Here is a 22,312-nt window from a genome sequence, read left to right as displayed (position 1 = left end):
ACCGGTGTCCGCCCGGCCCCGTACCCGGGCCTCCCGGCCCGCCGAAAGCGTCGGCCGCGACCGCTTCGTCAGTGCCACCTGCCACAATGCAGGAGCAGTTCAGACCGAAAGCGGAGCGTGATCGTGACGACGTCCATCGAAGGCAGGATCGCCGAGGAACTCGGCGTACGGGAACGGCAGGTCAAAGCCGCCGTCGAGCTGCTCGACGGCGGCTCCACCGTGCCGTTCATCGCGCGCTACCGCAAGGAAGCGACGGAGATGCTCGACGACGCGCAGCTGCGCTCCCTGGAGGAGCGGCTGCGCTATTTGCGGGAGCTGGAGGAGCGGCGCACCGCGGTCCTCGACTCGATCCGCTCCCAGGGCAAGCTGGACGAGGCCCTGGAGGCGCAGATCCTCGCCGCGGACTCCAAGGCCCGACTGGAGGACATCTACCTCCCCTACAAGCCCAAGCGGCGTACGAAGGCGCAGATCGCCCGCGAGGCCGGGCTCGAGCCGCTCGCCGAAGGGCTGCTGGGCGACCCGACCGTGGAGCCTACGGCCGCCGCGGCGGCCTTCGTGGACGCCGAGAAGGGCGTCGCGGACACCGCCGCCGCGCTGGAGGGCGCGCGGGCCATCCTCACGGAGCGGTTCAGCGAGGACGCTGACCTGATCGGCGAGCTGCGTGAGCGCATGTGGGAGCGCGGCCGGGTGGCCACCAAGGTGCGCGAGGGCAAGGAGGAGGCGGGCGCCAAGTTCGCCGACTACTTCGACTTCGCCGAGCCGTTCACCGAGCTCCCCTCGCACCGGGTGCTGGCGATGTTCCGCGGTGAGAAGGAGGAGGTCCTCGACCTCACCCTGGAGCCGGAGGAGCCCTCCGAGGAGACCGGCCCCACCTCCTACGAGCGCTCCATCGCCCAGCGCTTCGGTATCGCGGACCGCGGCCGCCCCGCCGACAAGTGGCTGGCCGACACGGTGCGCTGGGCCTGGCGCACCCGCGTCCTGGTCCACCTCGGCATCGATCTGCGGCTGCGGCTGCGCCAGGCCGCCGAGGACGAGGCCGTCCGGGTCTTCGCCGCCAACCTCCGCGATCTGCTGCTCGCAGCCCCGGCCGGTACGCGCGTCACGATGGGCCTCGACCCCGGCTTCCGTACGGGCGTGAAGGTGGCCGTGGTCGACGCGACCGGCAAGGTGGCGGCCACGGACACGATCTACCCGCACGTCCCCCGCAACCAGTGGGACGAGGCCCTCGCCAAGCTGGCCGCGCTGGCGCGTGAGCACAAGGTGGAGCTCATCGCGATCGGCAACGGCACGGCGTCCCGCGAGACCGACAAGCTGGCGGGCGACCTGTGCGGCAAGCACCCCGAGCTGAAGCTCACCAAGGTGATGGTCTCGGAGGCCGGCGCCTCCGTGTACTCGGCCTCCGCCTTCGCCTCGCAGGAGCTGCCGGAGCTCGATGTCTCGCTGCGCGGCGCCGTCTCCATCGCGCGGCGGCTCCAGGATCCGCTGGCCGAGCTGGTCAAGATCGACCCCAAGTCGATCGGCGTCGGTCAGTACCAGCACGACCTGTCCGAGGTGAAGCTCTCCCGCTCGCTCGACGCGGTCGTCGAGGACTGTGTGAACGGTGTCGGGGTGGACGTCAACACGGCCTCCGCCCCGCTGCTCAGCCGGGTCTCGGGCATCGGCACCGGCCTCGCGGAGAACATCGTCTCCCACCGCGACACCAACGGCCCGTTCCGCAACCGTAAGGCGCTCAAGGACGTGGCCCGGCTCGGCCCCAAGGCGTATGAGCAGTGCGCGGGCTTCCTGCGCATCCGCGGCGGCGACGACCCGCTGGACGGTTCGAGCGTGCACCCCGAGGCGTATCCGGTGGTGCGGCGGATGGCCACCACGGCGGGCGGCGACGTGACCACCCTCATCGGCAACACCTCGGTGCTGCGCGGTCTGCGGCCGGACGAGTTCGTGGACGACGCCTTCGGTCTGCCGACCGTCACCGACATCCTCAAGGAGCTCGAGAAGCCGGGCCGCGACCCGCGTCCTGCCTTCAAGACCGCGACCTTCAAGGAGGGCGTCGAGAAGATCGGCGACCTGTCGGCCGGGATGATCCTGGAGGGCGTCGTCACCAATGTCGCGGCGTTCGGCGCGTTCGTGGACGTCGGTGTGCACCAGGACGGTCTGGTCCATGTCTCCGCGATGTCCAAGACGTTCGTCAAGGACCCGCGGGACGTGGTCAAGCCCGGTGACATCGTGCGGGTGAAGGTCCTGGACGTCGACATCCCGCGCAAGCGGATCTCGCTGACGCTCCGGCTCGACGACGAGGCGGGCGCCCCGTCCGGCGGCGGCCGTGACCGTGACCGCAACCGCTCCGACGACGGCCGCGGCCAGCGCGGCGGGGGCCGTCGCGGCGCGCCCCAGCAGCGTCAGGGCGGCAGCCGCGGCCAGCGTGGCGGCGGCCGCGACGCGGCCCCGGTGAACGGCGCGATGGCCGACGCCCTGCGGAGGGCGGGCCTGCTGGACCCGAAGAAGCGCTGACCCTCTGAGAACGGTCCGCCCCTGGTCGGCCTCGCCATGACGGCGAGGCCGCGCAGGGGGCGGGCCGACTGCCGCCGTTACCGTTCCACGGGCGTGACCCGGACCGCTTCGTTGGTGCGCGCCACCAGGTAGGAGCGGCCGCGTAGCGCGCGGGGGTCCAGGGGCACGTGGTGGGTGCCCGGGTCCAGGACGGCGTCGAAGAGTTCGCGCGTATGGGGCCGGGACAGCCGGTCCAGGCGATGGGCCACAAGCGCCACCCGGCATGTGGCCGCGACCTCGACCACCGCCTCGGCCCCGCCCGCCACCGTCGTCAGGCCGAGGAGGCGGCGGCGGTCGTGGGGGGCGCGGTCCAGGGCCTGTTCGACCTGGGCGACGAGCAGGGGAACGATCGGGGCGAGCGCGGTGACGCACACCGCGTCGGAGCGCGCCGCCGCGAAGGCGTCACGGACCGCGTCACGCTCGCCCTGACCCACCGTCCGGCCGAAGACCACCGCACCGTACTTGCGCAACTCATCCGCGTGGGCGCCCGCCGCGTCCAGGGTGATCTCGGCGCCGATGCCGATGCGGCGCAACGCGGCGGCCAGCTTGGCGAGGACGGCGGCGCGCGGCCCGATCAGCAGCGCCCTCGGGCCGTTCGGCATCTCGGGCGCGAGCGCGCCGTCGGCGGTCAGCAGCCCCTTCAGCGCGGTCCGGTACTGATCGCCGTGGAAGCGGTAAGGGCCGAGGTCGTGGTAGCCGTCGCGCTCGACGTCCGGGGTCTCGCCGGTCTGCCAGACGAAGTCACGCCAGACGACGTCGGGACCGTCCCGCTCGATGACGGCGGTCACGGCCCCGCATTCCAGCCCCTCGCACTCCGGGCAGCCGTAGAGGACGAACCGGCTCCCCTCCGGCGGTGCCTCCGTCTCCAGCAGCAGCCTCCGCACCTGCTCGGCGAGGGCGGAGGGCCCGATGCCGGCGGCCAGCGGTGAGATCGCGTCGAGGTCGGCGAGGCGCGCCAGCAGGGGTCTGCCGTCCACTACGAAGTCCAGGAAGTCGCGGTGGGTTTGGTACGCGCCGTCGGCCAGCACACCGCCCGCGCGCATCGCCGGGGCCAGCCCGAAGGTCACGTACTCGGAGGTCATGCCCCAAGTATTCCCGCTTCGGGGCGGTATCAGGGGGTAACCGGCGGTGCGCCGCCCGGACCGGTGGGTCCGGGCGGCAGGCCCGGCCGCGCCCGAAAGCGGCGGCCGGGGCCGCTAAGGGGTCCGCAGGAAGTGCCCCGACGTGCCGTCGATCGTCTGCGACGCCGTCGTGGCTGGTCGCGCGGTTCCCCGCGCCCCTTCGGGGCGCGTCCGAACCGCGGCCGACTTCCGCCGATCCGCTTAGCGGGCGTCGGCCGCGGTGGTGCGATCGTCCGACCTGGCCGCGCCGTCCTCGTTCTGCGACGGGGAGTCGGCGTCGGAGGGGGTCGCCGGGCCGATGCGGATCTCGAACTCGCCCGCGTACTTCTCATGACCGGCGATGACCGCCATCTCGACGGCCTCCTCGCCCTTCTCGCCCCGGACGATCAGCGGATCGCGGCGCAGATCCTTCAGCAGGGCCCAGCACAGCCCCACCATCACCAGCGTGAAGGGGGCCGCCACCAGGATCGTCAGGTTCTGCAGCCCGGTGAGGGCGTCACCCCCACCGCCACCGATCAGCAGCATGACGGCCGCCACCGCGCCCGTGACCACGCCCCAGAAGACGACCACGAAGCGGGTCGGCTCGAAGGCGCCCTTCTGCGAGAGCGTGCCCATCACGATGGACGCCGCGTCGGCGCCGGAGACGAAGAAGATGCCGACGAGGACCATCACCAGGACGCTCATCACCCCGGCGACCGGGTACTGGTCCAGCACCCCGAACAGCTGTCCCTCCTGGGTGGATTCCTTCCCCAGCCGCCCCGCGGCCTGAAGCTTCATCGACGAGCCGCCGAAGATGGCGAACCAGATCAGGCTGACGGTGCTCGGAACCAGGATCACACCGCCCACGAACTGCCGGATGGTGCGGCCGCGGCTGATCCGGGCGATGAACATGCCCACGAACGGCGTCCAGGAGATCCACCAGGCCCAGTAGAAGACCGTCCAGCTGCTCAGCCAGTCCGCGACCGACTTGCCGCCGGTGGCCTCGGTGCGGCCCACCAGCTGCGGCAGATCGCCGACGTAGGAGCCGATCGAGGTCGGCAGCAGATCGAGGATGATGATGGTCGGACCCGCCACGAAGACGAAGACCGCGAGGAAGAGCGCCAGCACCATATTGATGTTGGACAGCCACTGGATGCCCTTGGCGACGCCCGAGACGGCGGACGCGATGAAGGCGACCGTAAGGATCGCGATGACGGCGACCAGCAGCCCCGTGCCCACGTCGCTCTTCCAGCCCAGCACCTCGATACCGCTGCCGATCTGCAGCGCGCCGAGGCCGAGCGAGGCGGCGGAGCCGAAGAGCGTGGCGAAGATGGCCAGGATGTCGATGACCCGGCCGCCCCAGCCGTTGGCGTTCTTCGAGCCGATGAGCGGTGTGAAGACCGCGCTGATCGTCTGCCGGCGGCCGCGGCGGAAGGTGCTGTACGCGATGGCCAGGCCGACGACCGCGTAGATGGCCCACGGGTGCAGCGTCCAGTGGAAGAGCGTGGTGGACATCGCGGTCTGCATCTTCTCGGCCGCGGTGCCGGGGTCGGTCCCGGGCGGCGGGGAAACGAAGTGCGACAGCGGCTCGCTCACGCCGTAGAACATCAAACCGATGCCCATGCCCGCGCTGAACATCATCGCGACCCATGAGACGGTGCGGAATTCGGGTTCCTCGCCCTCCTTTCCGAGGGTGATCTTGCCGTAGCGGCTCATGGCCAGCCAGAGGGCGAAGATCACGAATCCCGACGCGGCCAGGACGAAGGCCCATCCACCGTTGTGGATCAGCCCGGAGAGCATGCTGTCCGAGACGCTCTCCAGGGTGTCGCTGGCCACGGACCCCCAGATGACAAAGGCGACCGTCAGCGCGGCGGAGACGCCGAAGACCACGCGGTCCGTCTGGGGGGTCCGATGGGGCCCGGCGGGGTCGGAGCCGGGGAGATCCACGGTCACCGGAGGATCGCCGCTGACGTCCCCCGTGGTTGTACCTGTCTGCGGCACGCAAGAGACCTTTCACTGAGGGTTTATCTGACGGCTTTTCGGCTACCCAGGACTCCGGGATGCATGCCACCGGCCGTGGGGCCGGTGTTTTCGTGTGCCGTCAGGGCGGGCGTCAGGTCAGCACCGTCAGGGCGGGCGTCAGGGCGTCAGGTCAGCATGCGTCCACCGGCTGCCCCGCGGTGAGGTGGTACGCGGCGCGGCCGTCCAGCAGCAGCGGAACCAGCGCGCGGGCCGACTGGCGCAGCGGTACGAAGGCGCTTCCGTCGCCCTTGACGCGGCGCGCCGTCACCCCGTGCAGGGCCAGCTCGTCCCGCATCTCGCCGTACTGCTCGGCGTCCAGCCTGTAGCCGCACGGCGGATCCTGGAGGACCGTGCCCTCCTCCGGCGGTTCGTTGTCGGCGCCGCCGAGGTAGACCGGGCCCCGGTCCGCGTAGCCGGCCAGCCGCGCCGCCGTCGTGGCCGCCTCGATCCGGGCGCGCCGCTGGGTGATGAAGTCGAAGGTGCCGTTCAGGGCGGCCAGGTGGGAGCCCACCCGGCGGCGGTTGTTGAGGGCGGGGTCGGCCTTCTCGGCGTCGGTGAGCGGATCGACGCGAGTCTCGACCAGCAGTCCGACGGAGTGCTTGACGCCCGCGGTGTTGCGCAGGATCCGCTCCTGGCCGTCGCCCGCCACCTGCTTGACCGGCTCGCCGGTCTCGGGGTCGGTCCAGATGCCGTAGACGCCGGTGGTGTGGCCCGCGGTCTCGACGCTCGGGCGCACATAGGCGTCCGACAGGGTCCGCGCCTCGCGGTGCACCGGGCCTTCGGTGTTGAGGTTGCGCGGCCACAGCGCCAGCAGGTCCTTCACGTAGTACGGGGCGGTCGCCCCGTACTCGTGCAGGTCGTAGACGGTGTCCGGGCGCCAGTCGCGGATGACGCCCGCCATCGCGCGGGACTCGGCGGTGGAGAGCGCGATGTGGTCGCGGTTGATGTCCACGCCGTCGGAGTTGCCGCGGGTGTCGGCGGCGCGGCCGTCGGGGTTGGCGGTCGGGACGACGAGCACCTGGGTGCGCTCCAGGAAGCGCCGCGTCCGGTTGTCCTTGGCGTAGGCGAGGTCGCGGATGGTGGACAGACACGCCTCGCGGCCGGACGGCTCATCGCCGTGCTGGGAGCAGATCAGCAGCAGGACGTTGCCGCGCGCCGCCCGGGCCGGATCGTCGGGTGCGGCCGGTGCGCCGATCCGCACCAGCCGCAGCGGCCGCCCCTGCGCGGTGGCGCCGATGCGGTCGACGGCGACGCGCGGGGCGGCCTTGTCGACGGCCGTGAGGAAGTCCGCCTCCTCGGCCTGGGTGGTCCACCGTGCGCCATGGCTGATCTCGAACCCCGTACGCGGCGGGCGCTGTTCGGCCCGCGCGGGCGCGCTGAGGAACGACCCGGTCAGCAGCGCACCGATCGCGCCGCAAGCGGCGCTGCGGATGAGGGGTGACCGCGAGAACACGAAGGACCTCCTGGGGTGAGGGGATGGGGGCGATATCGGTGATGGCGTCCTGCCGGGCCCGACGCCGGTGGGCCCCCGCGCGGCGGCGGGGACCCACCGGCGCGGGTCAGTCGTGGTTCGGCATGGACGGGAGCGGGGTCCGGTGATGCGGGGCCCGTACGCCCTTCAGGGGCGGTGTGGCCGCCGTGCGCGAGGGGGCGGCCGCGGCCTTCGGGGCGCCGCCGACCAGCGGCAGACGGGCCGAGGTGCGGGGCAGGTCCAGGGTCAGCCGCGGAGTGGTGGACGGCGGTTCGATGAGGCCCGCGTCCGTACCGGCGATGATCAGACCGAGGCGGTGACCGGCCGGGACCACATGGTCGGTCGCCGCGAGGTCGAGGGTGATGGTGTACGCCTTGCCCGGGGTCAGCGGGCGACCCTCGCCGTCGTCCGCGAAGTGACCGAGGTCGGCCCAGCCCCGGCTGAAGACCGTGTAGTCCACGTCCTCCTTGTCGGCGGCGGTCTCCTTGAAGCAGGCGCTGTCGCCCTCCGTGCTGCTGCCCCAGCAGGTCCGCCGGTCGAGGGTGGTGATCCCCTCGCCCGCCGCCGTGTAGTCGCGGATGGTGGCCGGGCCGAGGTCGACCAGGACCGCGGAGAGATGGGCGCTGGTGGTCGAGGGCGTGGCGGTGACGGTGACCGTGCCGGAGCCGGACAGCCGCAGGTCCTTCTTGAGCGGACTAGTGGTGAAGCCCGCCTTGCCAGGCGTCGAGGTGTCGATCGCCGCGGACCAGTCGGCCTCGCTCAGCGCGGGGTCGTCGGTGAAGGTCTCCGTGGCGCCGGGGTCGGCTTGCTCCGTGCCGAGCACGCCCACTCCCGCCGTGGCGCCGCCACGCGGGCGCAGGGTGGTCTGCCGGGTGCCGGAGGGGGGCCAGACCCGGTCGGTGGACCACTGGTCGGGGGCGCGCTCGACATCGGCCATCGGCTCGCGCTCGATGCCGTTGCCGATACCGAGGAGGTAGTGGTCGAACCAGCGGTGCAGGGTGCGCACCCACTCCCCGCGCCGGTAGTCGAACGGGTCGACATGCCCGGTCTGCGAGAGCCAGATCTTGCGCTCGACGCCCGCGTCGGCGAGGGCGTTCCACCACTGTCCGAGGTGCTTGGTGCGGACGTTGAGGTCCTGCGCCCCGTGGACGGCGAAGACGCTGGCCCGCACCTTGTCCACGTCCGGTACGTAATCGCGGTCGGTCCACAGACCGGTCCAGTCGCCGTTGCGCGGGGCGCCCTCGACGAGACGTTTCTGTACGGCGGCGCAGCGGGCGTGGGCGTCATCGCTCTCGACGGCGTCCGAGAGCCCGTCGGGGCCGGAGTCGAAGAGCGCGGCGCCCTTGGCGAAGTAGTAGTCGTACCAGGAGGAGATGGCGCCGATGGGCACGATGGTCTTGAGCCCCTTGACGCCGGTGGCGGCGACCCCATTGGCGATGGTGCCGTCGTAGCTCTTGCCGATCATGCCCGTGGCGCCGTTGGTCCAGCTCGCCTTGATCCGCTCCCCGCCGGTACGGGTGCGGTACGCGGTCGCGCGTCCGTTCAGCCAGTCGACCACGGCCTTGGCGGAGAGGACGTCGGAGCGTCCTCCGACGTCCACACAGCCGTCGGAGCGGTTGGTTCCGGCGAGGTCGACCAGGACGGTGGCGTAACCGCGCGGTACGAAGTAGTTGTCGTAGAAGAGCGGGAATTGGACCGGATTCCCGGCCGCGTCATAGGTCTTGGTCTGGCTCTCGTTGCCGCGCCCGCAGCAGGAGTAGTACGGGCTGGCGTCCATGATGACGGGGACGCGGCGGCCCTGAGCGGCGGGTTCGCGTGGCCGCACGATGTCGACGGCGACCCGGTCGGTCCGTCCGTCCGCGTCGCCGTCGATCGTGGTGTCCACCCATACGGATTCGCGGATGGCGTTCTCGTAGGAGTAAACCGGTCTGCTCTCTGATGGGCTGTCTGGTTTGCTGTCCGATCTGCTCTGCGCGGCGGAAGCGGCGTGGGCGGCCGGGGCGCCGAGCGGTGGCAGCAGCGATATGGCGACGGCGACCAGCGCGGTGACCGCCGACAGCACGAGTGTGGTCCAGGGGATGCGGGATCTCCGCGTCTGTAGCAGCACGGGCGGACGGTAGCGCGAGGCAACTCCTGTACAGAAGAGGGCGATACGTGTCGTGAGCGTGTCCGAGTCGATGCGCATTGCGTCCGGATGTCGATTGGATGTCGGACGGCGTGATGGACGTGAGGTGCGTGTGAGGAGTACATAGGGTCACGAGTGATCGTTCTCCCCTACGAGTTGGAGGACTCGTGCGTCACCACAGACTCCTCGTCCCGGGCGCGGCCGCGGCCTGCCTGCTGCTGGCGATCCCGGCATCGGCGGCCGATGCCACGCCGGGCGCCCCCGGCATCGGGGACTCCTACTACCCCTCCTACGGCAACGGCGGGTACGACGTCTCCCATTACGACCTGCGGCTGAAGTACCAGCCGAAGACGGACCGGCTGGAGGGCACGGCGACGATCGTGGCCGATGCCCGGCAGGATCTGTCCCGGTTCAACCTGGACTTCGCGCTCGATGTGAGCGAGGTGCTGGTGGGCGGGAAGAAGGCCGCCTTCAAGGCGACCGGCGACCATGAGCTGGAGATCACCCCGGCCGCGCCGCTGGCCTCCGGCCGCCCCTTCACCGTGGTCGTGCGCTACAGCGGTACGCCCTCGAAGGTCGTGGCGAACGGTTTCACCTCCTGGCTGCGCACCCCGGACGGCGGGATCGCGGCCAATGAACCGGAGTCGGCGTGGTGGTGGTTCCCGAGCAATGACCATCCGCTGGACAAGGCCACCTACGACGTGTCGGTGGCGGTGCCGGACGGAACGCAGGCGATCAGCAACGGCACCCTGCAGTCGACCAGCTCACAGCTGGGCTGGACCCGCTACAACTGGCGCTCCAGCAAGCCGCAGGCCACGTATCTGGCCACGCTGGCGGTCGGCAAGTTCGACATCACGACGGACACCACCGCCAACGGTCTGCCGGTGATCAACGCCTACAGCAAGGATCTCGGGAGCAACGCGGGGGCGGCGCGGGCCAGCGTGGAGCGGTCGGCGGAGATCGTGGACTGGGAGTCCACGGTCTTCGGCCCGTACCCCTTCGACGCGCTGGGCGGCTATGTGCCCAATGTGCCCACGGGCTACGCACTGGAGACCCAGACCCGGCCGTTCTACAGCCCAAAGGGGTTCGCCAAGGGCGCGAACACCTCGCTGATCGTGCATGAGCTGGCCCATCAGTGGTTCGGCGACAGCGTCTCGCTGAAGGACTGGCGCGACATCTGGATCAACGAGGGCTTCGCCAGCTATGCGCAGTGGCTGTGGTCGGAGAAGGAGGGCGAGGGCACCGCGCAGGAACTGGCGGACTACACCTACGCCTCCTACCCGGCCGACGACCCCTTCTGGAAGGTCGAGCCGGGCAATCCGGGGGCGGAGAACCAGTTCCATGACGCGGTGTACGACCGGGGCGCGCTGGCCCTCCAGGCGCTGCGGAACCACATCGGCGACAAGGACTTCTTCGCGATCCTGAAGGGCTGGACGGCGGAGCACCGGTACGGGAACGCCTCCGTCAAGGACTTCGTGACCTATGCGGAGAAGGTGTCGGGCAAGCCGCTGGCCTCGCTCTTCGACACCTGGCTGTTCACCCCGTCGAAGCCGGCCGCCGCGCAGGCGCGGGCCGCGGAGGTGAGCCCGGCCAAGGCGCCGGTGCGGCCGAAGTCGTGGCAGCGGATCCAGGACACCCACAGCGCCCACGGACGCTGAGCCACCCGGGCCCCGGCCGGTTCCCCCACCCCGGCCGGGGCCCGGCGCCTCCGCGACGCGGCGGCGCTGTCGCGTACGGCCCGCCGCATCCCGTGGCGTCCCGTACGGCCTACCGCCTGGCGGAGCGCTGGTAGGCCGTCCGCGCCCAGAGATAGCCGCCGACTGCAAGGGCGGCACACCAGACGAGGGAGATGAGGGCGCTGTTGCCGATCTCCGTGCCCATCAGCAGACCCCGCAGCGTCTCGATCACCGGGGTGAAGGGCTGGTACTCGGCGAACCAGCGCAGCCCGTCGGGCATGGACTCCGTGGGCACGATGGCGCTGCCCATGAAGGGGAGGAACTGCAGGGGCAGGGGTATGTTGCTCGCGGACTCGGGGGTCTTGGCCATCAGGCCGATCGCCGCCGCGACCCAGGTGAGCGCCAGGGTGACCAGGGCGAGCAGACCGGCGACCGCGAGCCATTCCACGGGGGTGGCATCCGGCCGGAAGCCGATGAGCAGCGCGATGACGATGACGAAGGCGATGCTGATCAGCGTCTGGATCACACTGCCCACGACATGCCCGGTGAGGAAGGACGCCCGGGAGATCGCCATGGTGCGGAAGCGGTTGACGATGCCCTCGGTCATATCGACGCAGATGCCCACCGCGGTGACCAGGGCCCCGGAGGTCGCGGCCATCAGGATGATGCCGGGCGCGACATAGTCGATATACCGATCGCTTCCCCCGCCGCCGGTGCCGCCGCCGGACATCCCGCCGATTCCGGCGCCGAGTGCCCCGCCGAAGGCGTAGTTGAACAGCAGCAGCATCAGCACGGGCATCGCCACGACGGAGGCCGTCATGGAGGGATAGCGCTGTGCGTGCTTCAGATTGCGGCGCAGCATCGTCAGCGAGTCGCGGGCGGCGTAGGACAGGGCGGTCATCGGATGCTCTCCTTCGCGGCACCGGCGCGCTCGCCGGAGCCGGGGTGGCCGGAGCCGGAGTGGCCGGTGAGGGTGAGGAAGACGTCGTCGAGATCGGGGGTGTGCACGGTCAGCCCCTCGGGCTCGATCGACGCGTCGTCCAGGACGGCGAGGACGGCCCGCAGGGTGGGGATACCGCCGTCGCTGGGGACCTGAAGGGTGAGCGCTTCGCGGTCGGGTGCGGCGACGCCGAAGAGATCGGTGGCCGCGTCGAGTCCGGCCGCATCGGCGAATCGGAGGCGGATATGGCCACCGGGGATCCGGCGCTTCAGCTCCTCCGCGGTGCCCTCGGCGACCAGCGTGCCATGGTCCAGGACGGCGATGCGGTCGGCGAGTTGATCGGCCTCCTCCAGATACTGCGTGGTCAGGAAGATGGTGACGCCCTCGTCGGCGACCAGGCCGCGGATGATCTCCCACATGGTGCGGCGGCTGCGCGGATCGAGCCCGGTGGTGGGCTCGTCGAGGAAGATGATGCGCGGATCGCCGACCAGGGTCATCGCCAGGTCGAGCTTGCGGCGCATACCGCCCGAGAAGGTGACGACGGGCTTGCGGGCGGCCTCGGTGAGATCGAAGCGGCGCAGCAGTTCGGCGGCGCGCCGCCGTCCCTCACGGCGGTCCAGATGGTGCAGATCCGCCATGAGGAGCAGGTTCTCCTCGGCGGTCAGCAGATTGTCCACGGCCGAGAACTGCCCGGTGACGCCGATCGCGGCGCGCACGGCATCGGCGTCGCGGACCAGATCGTGCCCCGCGACCCGCGCCTGGCCGGAGTCGGCGGATATCAGCGTGGAGAGGATCTGCACGGTGGTGGTCTTGCCCGCGCCGTTGGGCCCGAGCATGGCGAAGACGGTGCCCTCTGGGATGCTCAGGTCGATGTCCTTGAGCACCGGCTTGTCACCGTAGGACTTGGTCAGTCCGGTGGCCGTGATCGCCGCCGGAAGGGTGGAGGTGGAAGACGCGGTCATGGCGGTCCTGTCTCTTCCATGGGCTGTCATGGGCTGTCATGGGCTGTGAGTCACCGGGTGCGGGAGGGCCGTCAGGCGCGGCGGATCACGATGTCGCCGAACGCGGTGCGGGCGCGGATCTCGACCGTCTCCTCGGAGGCTTCGGGGCCCTCGGCCGGTCCGAGGGAGGTGTGCACGGTGCCGAACCTGGTGTGGACGTCGAGCCAGGCGGCGGTGGACTCGCGGACGCCGACTTCGACATCGCCCGTGGCGGCCTGGAGCACGATCTGCCCGCGCACCGCCTCGTCGATCCGGATGCTGCCGTTGGCCGACTTGGCGTCCACTCCCGCATGCGCGACGCCGACGGAGATGAGCCCATTGGAGGAGGTGGCCCGCAGCTCGCCGGCGACCTCGCCGACGACGGTGTCCCCGTTGCCGTTCTTGACCGTGGCCGCGCCCCCGACCGTGCCTATCTCGACCCGGCCGGAGCCGACGACATCGGCTTCTCCCGTGGCGCGGGACAGGCGGACATCGCCGTGCGAGGTCCTGAGATGGGCGGTCGCCGCCTCGTCGACCTGGATGTCGCCGAGCGAGGTCTTGACCCGGCAGTCCCCGAGACGGCCCTCGCAGAGGAGGTCCGCCATCGGGGAAGTGACCTCGAGGTCCGAGCCCGCCGGGAGCTCGATGGTCACCTCGATCGAGCCGGGCTTGCCGAACAGGCCGCGCTTCTTGGGCCCCTTGACCAACAGGGTGCCGCCCGAGCAGCTGACCTTGGTCTGCTCGGCGGCCCGGATGTCGGCCTCCTCGGCGGCGTCGTGCGGCCGGACCTCGACGACCGTGTCCAGGCGCTTTCCGGCGGTGATCCGGGCGGCGCCCATGTCGAATTCCAGGCTCACGGAGAGCGGTTCGGGTGTGTCGAAAGCAGGCATGGCTGTCCCGTCCTCATGGCGGTGGTACGCGTTCCCGCTGGTCGCGCGGGTGAGATGGAATGTGGTGCGCTACTGCTGCGGAGTCAGCGGACCCAGCCCTTGTAGCTCTGCCGGCCCTTGGGGCGGCCATGAGCGGCCGCGGCCGGGCGGGCCCGCTCGGCGGGCTCGAGCGCGGCGGCGACGGCCCGGACCAGCCAGGCGTTGACCGAAAGCCCCTCGGCTCCGGCGGCCTCCTCGACCCGGGTCTTGAGATGGGTGGGGAGGCGGAGGTTGATGCGCGCCGTGCCACCCTCGTCGGCCTCGGCGGGGACCGGCGGTATGGGCGCCTGGGCGGCACCACCCGGCAGCTCCTCCGGCTCCTCGGCCTCCTCGTACGCCACCGCGAGCGGCGGGGGTGTCACCACGAACTCGGGGTCGAGCCCGCGCAGCCGCACATCGACCGAGCCGGGCGCGAGCTCACGGGTCACCTCGTCCATGGCGGCGGACAGGGCGTTGAGCAGGGTGAGCCGGACGGCCGACTCCAGGGGCGTGGTGAGCCGCTCGGCCAGGGCGCGGGCTTCGTCGCCGCCCGCGTCCGCGGCCACCGCGAGCTCATGGCGGAGATTGTCGACGTACCGGGTGAGGTCCATGGCATCATCATGGCACACCTTTGGCACCACGTCGAGACTTTATGGCATCACGTGCGCCATCGATGACGCCACCATGGCCCCATGTGTGACATATTCCCTGGTCACAGCCTCATTACGACGGCACCAGGCCAGGTGCCACGCCATGCGCCACGCCACGGAAAGCCATTGATCACGGCCGTCCGGCGCGGGCGCGGCGGCGGGCCACGCGGGCCATGGGGAGATAGCGCAGCCGCTCGGGCAGCAGCGGGACCACCACCCGTGCGGCCCTCCCGAACCACCGCAGCCGCCGCTCCTGCCCCCGCGTCCACTCCAGCCCGATCGCCTCCCGCGCGTCCGGCGGCATGAGCCCGACGGTGAGGAACGCGCGGAGGCGGGTGAACAGCGGGCGCAGCAGCGGCCACAGCAGATGGAGCGGCAGCGCGTCCGGCGGAGGCACGGCCGCGTCGGGCGCGGCCAGTTCACGGGCGACGACGGTCGGCTCCAGCCGTTCCCGCACCATCGCGCGGTAGTAGGGCCAGAACTCCTCGACGGATCCCGGCATCTCGCGCTCGTCGATGCCCAGCACCTGCCCGATCCGGAGCCATTCCCCGTACAGCTGCCGCTCCTCGGCCGCGGTGAAGGGGCGGGTGCCCAGATAGCGCTGGGCGCGCAGATAGACCGGATAGCCGGTGGCGTGCACCCACGCGTAGACGGGTGGGTCCAGCGCCCGGTAGGGGCGGCCGTGCTCGTCCACGCCCTGTATGGACGCGTGGAGTCTGCGCAGCCGGTGGCCCTCCGCCTCGGCCTCCGCGCCGCCGTACACCCACAGCTGCACCGACCGCAGCGAGCGCTCCCCGCGCCCCCAGGGGTCGGTGCGGAAGACGGAGTGCTGGTCCACGCCCGCCCCGACGGCTGGATGCGCCACCTGCATGGTCGTCGCGGCCGGCAGGGCGAGCACACTGCGCAGCTCCCCCGCCACGGCCCACAGGATGCCGCCCACAGGGGGCGGATCGTGGCCTTCGGCGGTGTGACGGGGGCTCTGCGTGCTCATGGGTCCATCAGTGGTGCGGTTACTTCCCTCCTGTTCCAGTGTGCGCGCTCGCGCCGCCGTCGAGCGGGCGCAGGGTGAGCGTGTAGTCGTAGGCGCCGTCGGCCTTCACCCGGTACTGGTCGCGCACCGGGTTGGGGGTGTCGCCCACGCCGGTGGCCGCGTGGTCGGCGTGCAGGGTGTTCCAGCCTTCGTTGCGCTTCAGGAAGTGCGGGTAGGCGGCGCGGTCGAGCTCGTCGTACGCGCTGGCGCCCGCCTCCAGATCGCCGGAGACCAGCAGTCCGGCGCCGCCGCGGTCGGTGAGGGACGCCCAGCGCACATCGTCGTGATTGCCGTGGTCCTGGGGCTTCAGATACTCCACGTACTGGTCCTCGACCGAGGAGGACCAGACGCCCATGGGGGTGCCGTCCTTACGGTCGTTGAGGTTCTCCACCGGTCCGCGCCCGTACCAGCGGAACGTTCCGTACCGCTCGGGGACCTTCAGCTTGAGGCCGATCCTGGGCAGATAGGGCAGGGTGCGGAAGTCACCGCGCGCCTCGACCTGGTGCTGGATCCGGACCTGGCCCGCGCCGTCGACCCGGTAGGCCACGGTCTGGCCGAAGGACGCGCCGGTCACATCGGGCGCGGCGGCCGTGGAGCGGACGGTGACGGTGACCGTGCCGTCGTCGCCGGGGGTCACCTCGACCCCGTCGACGGTGGTGCGCAGCCGGTCAAGACCCAGGGAGCGCCAGCGCTTGCCCTCGGCGGTGCCCCAGTCGGAGCGCTCATTGCTGATCGGGGCGCGCCAGGCGTCCAGTTCGGGGCCGGAGCGGAGCAGTTCGCGGCCCGCCACGCGCATCGAGGTGAGCGTGCCCTCCTTCTTGCCGAAGGTGTAGCGGAAACCCTCGCCGCTGACTCGCACCGCCTCGCCGCTCTCGACGGCCTTGGCGGGGCTTTCGGCGGCCGGGGCGGGGGCCGGCTCGGGCACCTTTTCGCCGCCGACCGCGAACTGGCCGAAGGAGACCACATGCCCGGCCTTGGCCCAGTCGGTGGAGTGCGCGGTGACGGCCCGTACGGTCAGATGGCGCTCAAAGCCACCGGGGTTGGCGGGCGGGGCCGGGAGCTGGACCACCGCGCTCTCGCCGGGCCCGACGTCCAGGGCGCGGGTGCCGCTCGCGACGGTCCGCGCGCCCTCGGTCACCGTCCAGCGCAGCCGGAGGTCGTCGGTGCCGGTGAAGGCGCGTTCATTGGTGACCTTCACCTTGCCGGTGCGGGCGCCCTCGCCGCCCGGGTCGGTGATGCGGATCGGGGCCTGCACCCAGGCCAGCTGGGCGGTCTCCGGCTCCGGGTCGCGGTCGGCGGTGACCAGACCGTCCACACCGGATTCATAGAGCCCGTAGGAGAGATAGCTGCCCTTACGGGTGAAGTCGTCGAAGTTCAGGGCGATCAGGGCGTCGCGCTCGGGGTCCTGGCCTGCGGCGAGCCGCTCCGCACCGAGTGCCGTGTCATAGACCCGGACCTGGTCGATGGTGCCCTTGGCGGTCCGGCCGGTCCAGCCGTCCTCCATGGTGTCGTTGTTCCGGCCGACGCCGAGGTCGAAGCCGGTGTAGTCGATGTGCCCGCTCCACTCGGTCTTGGCGAGCTCCTTACCGTCGGCATAGAGGCGCAGCGCGCTGCCGTCGTAGGTGCCGGTGACCCGGTGCCAGGCGCCGGTCCAGCCGTCCGGCACGGGAGCGGTGACGGTACGGGGCTTGCCGCCGCTGGTGATGGTGAATTCGAGGGTGTCCTCGTCCTTCATCCGCAGGACGTACTGGTCGCCCTTGCTGACGATGGTGAAGTCCCCGGTCCAGGGCTTGGCCGGTTTGACGCGGGCGTCGAGGGTGACGGCGGTGCCGGTGAGGTCGAGCTTCGGATCGCGGTAGGTCTCGACGAAGTCGTCAAGACCGGACAGATACAGCGCCTTGCCCTTGCCGCCGTAGCCGTCGACCACCTTGGGCTTGCCGGACAGGGAGGCGGCGATGTCATGGCCGGAGGAGTCGGGGGTGGTGATCAGCGGCCGGCGGATGTTCTGCTCGGCCCAGTCCCAGATGAAGCCGCCCTGGGCGCTGGGGTAGGGGCGCATCACCTCCCAGAACTCGCGGAAGTTGCCGAGGCTGTTGCCCATGGCGTGGGCGTACTCGCCCATCACGATGGGCTTGGTGAAGGTCTTGGCCTTGGCTTCGAGGGAGGCCGGGGTCGGATAGCGGGGTCCGGCGATGTCCGCGTAGGGAGCGTCGCCGTCCGGGCTGTTGGACTGGTGGTAGAGCGGGCGGGTGGGCTCGTTCGCCCGAGTCCACTCCGCCATCGCGTAGTGCGCCTTGCCCAGCCCGGCCTCGTTCCCGGTGTCCCACATGATCACGCTGGGGTGGTTCTTGTCGCGCTCCACCATGCCCTGGTGGCGCTCGAGGAACGCCTTCTGCCATTCGGGGCGCTCGGCCAGGCAGTCGTCCGGACAGTTCTCGTGGCTGTGGGTCTCGACCTCCATCTCGTCGTCGATCAGGATGCCCTCGCGGTCGGCGAGCTCATAGAGGTACGGGTCCGAGGGGTAGTGCGAGGTGCGGATCGCGTTGACGTTCAGCCGCTTCATCAGCCGGATGTCCTGCTCCATCCGGGCGCGGGTGGCATGGCGTCCGGTGGCCGGGGCGGTCTCGGCGCGGTTGACGCCACGGATCAGGATGCGCTTGCCGTTGAGCGTGAGCTGCTTGTTCATGACCTCGATCTCACGGAATCCGACGCTCTGGCGCACGGTCTGGATCGCGTTGCCCTCCGGATCGCGCAGGGTGAGCACCAGCGCATAGAGGTTCGGCGTCTCGTCGGACCACTTGGCGGGGTTGGCTATCTGCCCGGTCAGCTCCGCCTTCCCGGCCTTCTCCTCGGCCGTCAGCCGCCGTACCTCACGTCCCTTGGGGTCGTAGAGCACACCGGTGACCTGATGGGGGCCGCTCTTGTCGCCTCCGGTACGCGCGATGTCCACTTCGGTGCGCAGGGTGGCGTCCCGGTAGGAGGCGTCGAGATCGGTGGTGACGTACGCGTCCTCCATTCGGGTCGTCGGCGTGGAGTACAGCGATACGGAGCGGAAGATGCCCGCGTAGCGCCACTGGTCGTAGTCCTCCAGATACGATCCCGCGCTCCAGCGGTGCACCTGGACGGCGATCCGGTTGGTGGCGCCGGGACGCAGATAGTCGGTCACATCGAACTCGGCGGGCACATAGCCGCCCTGGTCGTAGCCGACGTAGTGGCCGTTGATCCACAGGAACCAGCCGGAGGTGACCCCGTCGAAGCGGATCACCTGCCGCCGCCCGTCCCAGTTCCGGGGCACCGTGATGTCCCGGATGTACGCCCCGGTCGGGTTGGTGTCACGGGGCACCTTGGGTGGATCGTCGGGCGCCATCTCGCTCTGGACGTTGCGGAACACCGGATGGTCGAGGTCGTCGGTCTGCCAGGTGTGCGGGACCTGGACGCGCTGCCACGCGGAGGCGTCGTAGCCGTCCTTCCAGAAGCCGCCCGGGGCGTCCTCAGGCCGGTCGGCCAGGGCGAACCGCCAGGATCCGTCCAGGGTGCGCTCCCACTGCGCGCGGTCGGGCCCGTCCGGCCGCAGCCGGGTGTGCGGGGGCTCCTGGCCCTCGCCGGTGCGCTCCGGGTCCTCGAGGTAGGTGTGCACATCGGCGGGGAACTTGCCCGCGTCCGGCGACCTCCCGACGGCCGTGTCCGCGGCCGTGAGACCGAGGCCGACGGCGGTGGTCATGGCCAGCACCACCCCGATCAATCGCCGTATTCGATACCTGCCGCGTTCCGAGCTCAATCCGACCCCGCCTCACAGATTCGGAAGAAAACCAACACAGCTGAACGGCGTCGCACGCTATTCATCGGTAAAGAGAGCGTCAACAGGTCCTACCAATCTCGGTGTTCACCGTGTGGCGATGGGAGGTTTCACAGCGATGATGCGACAGCAATACTGATGAACCCGATCGGGCAGCAGCACAGCGGAGCAGGACGACGCGGAAGCGAGGCACGACCGATGACCACCCCCGGCACCGAGGAACCCACCCTCACCGTCGACGAGCTGGCGGCCCGCGCCGGGGTGACCGTGCGCACCGTGCGCTTCTACAGCACCCGCGGGCTCCTTCCACCGCCCGCGATCGGCCCGCGCCGGGTCGGCCACTACGGCGCCGAGCACCTCTCCCGGCTCGCGCTGATCGAACAGTTGCAGCGCCACGGCATGACCCTGTCCGCCATCGAGCGCTATCTGAGCCAATTGCCACCGAATCTGAGCGAGAACGATCTGGCGATCCACCGCGCCCTGGTCGCCTCCTGGAGCCCGGACGCTCCCGAGGAGGCGACCCGCGAGCAGCTGGACCGGCGGGCCGGGCGGGAGCTCACCGAGGAGGACATCGACCGGCTGGACGCGCTGGACGCGCTGGAGCGCACCGACGATCCGGATCGGTTCCGGATCGACCCCAAGGTGCTCCATCTGGGGCTGCGGCTGCTGGAGGTGCCGATCGAGCTGGAGACGATACGCACGGCCCACGCGGTCGTCCTGGAGCACACCCGATCCGCGGCGCGGGAGCTCAGCCGGCTGTTCCGGGACGAGGTGTGGGGGCCCGAGCGCGATCACGAGTCCGGGAGCGGACCGGAGCGGATGCAGGCGAAGAAGTCGCTGTCGGCCCATATGCAGCCGCTGGTGGTGGAGGCGCTGGTGATCGCGTTCCAGCGGTCGATGAAGCAGGAACTGCGAGCGTGGTACGGGCAGGACGCGGACTGAGCGGGCCCGGGGTGGGACGGCGGCCGCCCCGGGGGAACCGGCTGGTCAGCGGCCCCGGGGGAACCGGCTGGTCAGCGGCCGCCAGTGAACTGGTCAGCGGCCGCCGGTGAGTGGTTGCCGACCGCCGGTGAGTGGGTCAGCGGCCGCCGGTGAGCGCGGTGGCGAGCTCCTCGGGGCGGGCCGCGAACGGCGAGTGACTGCCCGGCAGCGGCCGCACGGTGAAGGGTTGATCCGGCATGGCCGCGTCGGCCTCCGCGATCATCAGATCCTGCATCGCGGGGGTGCACGCCCAGTCCTCGGCGCACCGGATGAAGGTGCGCGGGATCCGGCCCCACCGCTCCCGGGTCAGGGTGATCGGGGTGGTCGGCACCGCGAAGGGCAGATCCGGGCTCAGGGCCTGGTACCAGCGGGCGAAGGACTCGGCGGGGACGTCGTCGTAGAAGGCCAGCCGCAGCTCCTCCACATACGCCGGATCGGCGGAGCACGGATTGATCCGGAACGCGCCGATGGCCTCCGGATCGCCCAGCATCAGCCCCTGCCCCCGCGCGGTCGCGGTCTGCTCGGGGGACGTCAGATAGTCGGCGAAGCGCGGGCGCCCGGCGGGGACGAAGGACGACAGATGGATCAGCTCGTCGACGAGCTCAGGCGCCCGCTCCGCGGCCAGGGACGCGGGGGCGCCACCGGCGCTGTGCGAGACCAGGGCGACCTTCGGATACCGGCGGACCGATCGCAGCGCGGTGACGACGGCCTCCGCGCACTCCTCCAGGGTCACCCCGGCCAGCGCCGACTTCTCGGTCGCCAGGCCCGGCTGGCCGGGGAGGAGGAGGCCCGAGGGCAGCGGTGCCTCGAAGCCGTGCCCCGGGAGATCGACGGCGAGGCTCGCCGCGCCGAGCCGGGCCAGGGCGCGCTGGGTGGACGCCCACTGCCAGGAGGCGTGCCAGGCGCCGTGGACCAGCACGAACACGGTGCCTGGCGAATCCGGGCCGGGGTGGGAATCGGTGAGAGGGGTTCTGGGGCTCGTGGCACTCATGGGGACAGTCCACCGGCACGGCCAGGCGTTATCCACCCTCATATCTGACAACCCCACCGCCGATATTTCCTGGATATCGCCTCGGTTATCCTCGGACCGATGGAGTCACGTCATCTGCGCTACGCCCTGGCGCTGGCCGAGCATCAGCACTTCGGACGGGCGGCGGCCGCCCTCGGGATCGCCCAGCCCCCGCTGTCCCAGCAGATCGCCGCGCTGGAGCGGGAGCTGGGCGCGCGGCTCTTCGACCGTACGGCGCGCGGGGTGTTCCCGACCGCCGCGGGCGAGGCGTTCCTGGCCAGGGCGCGCCGGGCGCTGGCCGAGATGTCGGCCGCCGTGTCCGACGCGGGCCGGGCCGCCCGGGGCGAGACGGGGCGGCTGCGGCTCGGCTTCATCGGCTCGGCGCTGCTGGAGCTGCTGCCGTCCGTGCTGGGCACGTTCATCCGCGACCGCCCCGAGGTGCGGCTGGGGCTGCAGGAGATGTCCACCCGCCGGTCCGCGGCGGCACTGCTCGCGGGCGAGCTGGACCTCGCCATCGGGCGCGGTGCGCCCCGGGGCGCCGGTGCCGAGGATCTGGTGTCGGTCACGGTCGGCCGGGACCATCTGGTGGCGGTCGTAGGGGCCGCCCATCCCTTCGCCGGGCAGGCCAAGGTGAGCCTCGAGCAGCTCAAGGGGCAGCATCTGATCGTCGCGCCCGCGGAGGAGGAGCCGACGGTCGCCGCCTGGCTGGCCGGGCTGCTGGGCGAGGGCGCCGACGTGCCCGCGCGGGCCGGTGGGGTCACGGAGGCATGGGACGCGCACACCATCATCGGGCTGGCCTCGTGCGGGGTCGGGGTGGGGCTCGGCCCGGCGTGTCTGCGGGTGGCGGCGCGGCCGGACGTCCGGGTGTGCGAGGTGAGTCCGCGAGTGGAACTGCCGGAGCTGGTGATGTCGTTCCGCGCCCACGACCGCTCCCCCGTGCTGGCGGCCTTCCTGGACATCACCCGGGAGCGGTGCCCGGGGGTGGCCGAGCGGCTGGAACGTCATCTCGGCGCACACTGACGGGCCGAGCGGCTCGAACGCCGTCTGGACGCGCGCTGACGGCCCGGGGGGACCGGC

Annotated in this window: 15 protein-coding genes; 4 read left to right on the top strand and 11 right to left on the bottom strand. The window is 71.2% G+C overall.

Annotation, left to right across the window (positions count from 1 at the left end; genetic code table 11):
- Positions 1–123: 123 nt before the first annotated feature.
- Positions 124–2,508, top strand: coding sequence for a Tex family protein (locus GWI24_RS07570; protein WP_210945119.1), 2,385 nt, complete (start codon positions 124–126; stop codon positions 2,506–2,508).
- 77 nt (positions 2,509–2,585) lie between these two features.
- Here GWI24_RS07570 and GWI24_RS07565 read toward each other — a convergent pair whose 3' ends face one another.
- The 4 genes from GWI24_RS07565 to GWI24_RS07550 all read right to left on the bottom strand — a co-directional run bounded on the left by GWI24_RS07565 (position 2,586) and on the right by GWI24_RS07550 (position 9,247).
- Positions 2,586–3,629, bottom strand: a complete 1,044-nt coding sequence (locus GWI24_RS07565; RefSeq protein ID WP_210945118.1) for an oxidoreductase — start codon at positions 3,627–3,629, stop codon at positions 2,586–2,588.
- A gap of 240 nt (positions 3,630–3,869) precedes the next feature.
- Positions 3,870–5,600, bottom strand: coding sequence for a BCCT family transporter (locus GWI24_RS07560; protein WP_308343547.1), 1,731 nt, complete (start codon positions 5,598–5,600; stop codon positions 3,870–3,872).
- Positions 5,601–5,799: 199 nt separating this feature from the next.
- On the bottom strand, positions 5,800–7,122 hold the full coding sequence (locus tag GWI24_RS07555) for a M14 family metallocarboxypeptidase (RefSeq protein WP_210945117.1): 1,323 nt from the start codon (positions 7,120–7,122) through the stop codon (positions 5,800–5,802).
- 106 nt (positions 7,123–7,228) lie between these two features.
- Positions 7,229–9,247, bottom strand: a complete 2,019-nt coding sequence (locus GWI24_RS07550; protein ID WP_308343546.1) for a Xaa-Pro dipeptidyl-peptidase — start codon at positions 9,245–9,247, stop codon at positions 7,229–7,231.
- A gap of 185 nt (positions 9,248–9,432) precedes the next feature.
- Between GWI24_RS07550 and GWI24_RS07545 the strand changes: the two genes are divergently transcribed.
- Complete coding sequence (locus GWI24_RS07545) at positions 9,433–10,923, top strand: M1 family metallopeptidase (RefSeq protein ID WP_210945116.1); 1,491 nt, start codon at positions 9,433–9,435, stop codon at positions 10,921–10,923.
- A gap of 109 nt (positions 10,924–11,032) precedes the next feature.
- Here GWI24_RS07545 and GWI24_RS07540 read toward each other — a convergent pair whose 3' ends face one another.
- The 6 genes from GWI24_RS07540 to GWI24_RS07515 form a co-directional block, all read right to left on the bottom strand.
- Positions 11,033–11,842, bottom strand: a complete 810-nt coding sequence (locus GWI24_RS07540; RefSeq protein WP_210945115.1) for an ABC transporter permease — start codon at positions 11,840–11,842, stop codon at positions 11,033–11,035.
- Complete coding sequence (locus GWI24_RS07535) at positions 11,839–12,843, bottom strand: ATP-binding cassette domain-containing protein (protein ID WP_210945114.1); 1,005 nt, start codon at positions 12,841–12,843, stop codon at positions 11,839–11,841. The genes GWI24_RS07540 and GWI24_RS07535 overlap by 4 nt, the downstream gene beginning before the upstream one ends.
- A gap of 71 nt (positions 12,844–12,914) precedes the next feature.
- A complete protein-coding gene (locus tag GWI24_RS07530) occupies positions 12,915–13,751 on the bottom strand; it encodes a DUF4097 family beta strand repeat-containing protein (RefSeq protein ID WP_210945113.1) in 837 nt (278 codons plus the stop codon).
- Between the two features lie 83 nt (positions 13,752–13,834).
- Positions 13,835–14,380 carry a hypothetical protein gene (locus GWI24_RS07525; protein ID WP_210945112.1) on the bottom strand — a complete coding sequence of 182 codons (546 nt, stop codon included), beginning with the start codon at positions 14,378–14,380 and terminating at the stop codon, positions 13,835–13,837.
- A gap of 169 nt (positions 14,381–14,549) precedes the next feature.
- The gene (locus GWI24_RS07520; RefSeq protein ID WP_210945111.1) at positions 14,550–15,410 is read right to left on the bottom strand and encodes an oxygenase MpaB family protein; all 861 of its coding nucleotides are present in this window, start codon (positions 15,408–15,410) and stop codon (positions 14,550–14,552) included.
- A 19-nt stretch (positions 15,411–15,429) separates the two neighbouring features.
- Complete coding sequence (locus tag GWI24_RS07515; protein ID WP_210945110.1) at positions 15,430–19,170, bottom strand: glycoside hydrolase family 2 TIM barrel-domain containing protein; 3,741 nt, start codon at positions 19,168–19,170, stop codon at positions 15,430–15,432.
- A 273-nt stretch (positions 19,171–19,443) separates the two neighbouring features.
- Here GWI24_RS07515 and GWI24_RS07510 point away from each other — a divergent pair, with 273 nt between their 5' ends.
- Positions 19,444–20,187, top strand: coding sequence for a MerR family transcriptional regulator (locus tag GWI24_RS07510; protein ID WP_210945109.1), 744 nt, complete (start codon positions 19,444–19,446; stop codon positions 20,185–20,187).
- A 136-nt stretch (positions 20,188–20,323) separates the two neighbouring features.
- Here the strand turns inward: GWI24_RS07510 and GWI24_RS07505 are convergent, their stop codons facing one another.
- Complete coding sequence (locus tag GWI24_RS07505; protein ID WP_247616020.1) at positions 20,324–21,217, bottom strand: alpha/beta hydrolase; 894 nt, start codon at positions 21,215–21,217, stop codon at positions 20,324–20,326.
- A gap of 99 nt (positions 21,218–21,316) precedes the next feature.
- On the opposite strand from GWI24_RS07505, the gene GWI24_RS07500 reads away from it, so the two are divergent.
- A complete protein-coding gene (locus GWI24_RS07500) occupies positions 21,317–22,255 on the top strand; it encodes a LysR family transcriptional regulator (protein ID WP_210945108.1) in 939 nt (312 codons plus the stop codon).
- Positions 22,256–22,312: the final 57 nt, after the last annotated feature.

The sequence above is a fragment of the Streptomyces sp. MK37H genome (assembly GCF_018035285.1).
Classification (GTDB): domain Bacteria; phylum Actinomycetota; class Actinomycetes; order Streptomycetales; family Streptomycetaceae; genus Streptomyces; species Streptomyces endocoffeicus.
Note: the sequence above shows the minus strand (reverse complement) of the source record. Positions and strands in the feature narration are given on the sequence as shown.